This window comes from Rhodococcus sp. W8901 (genome assembly GCF_013348805.1).
Lineage (GTDB): Bacteria > Actinomycetota > Actinomycetes > Mycobacteriales > Mycobacteriaceae > Prescottella.
The window spans coordinates 2,878,172-2,878,671 of record NZ_CP054690.1; the positions used below are offsets into that span (position 1 = coordinate 2,878,172).

At 62.8% G+C, this 500-nt stretch carries 1 protein-coding gene; it reads left to right on the forward strand.

What is annotated here, in order from left to right:
* Positions 1-71 precede the first annotated feature (71 nt).
* Positions 72-296 carry an MbtH family protein gene (locus HUN07_RS13625; RefSeq protein WP_114722461.1) on the forward strand — a complete coding sequence of 75 codons (225 nt, stop codon included), beginning with the start codon at positions 72-74 and terminating at the stop codon, positions 294-296.
* The last annotated feature ends 204 nt before the right edge of the window (positions 297-500 follow it).

The window sequence follows — 500 nt, forward strand, 5'->3', positions numbered from 1 at the left end:
GCCCCGGTGTGTCGCTCGATCTAAATAATGGTGTGCATCACTCTTCGTCGGAACGATCGAGAGGTGTAGTGGTGACCAACCCGTTTGACGACCACGATGCGAACTTCCTGGTGCTGGTCAACGAGGACAACCAGCATTCGCTCTGGCCCGCGTTCGCGGATGTTCCCGCCGGCTGGGCCGTAGCGCACGGGAAGGACACCCGCCGCGCCTGTGTCGACTACATCGACACCAACTGGACCGACCTTCGGCCGGGCACTCTGCTCGCCGCGCGGGAGCATGATTCGTCGCTCGATTAGGCGTCCCGAAAGGCGCCTGCGAGCCCCTCGATCCGACCCCCGACAGGGGCGCACGGACGAACCGGACCGAAGGGGCATTTTTGCCTATCTACCAGGCCATATGTCGGTCTTTCGTGCGGCCGGAAACCGTCCGGGCGGCGAAAGGATCTTGATATGGTGTGGTCCCGATGCAACCGGGGCATTCTGCTCTCAGGGGGCGAGTAA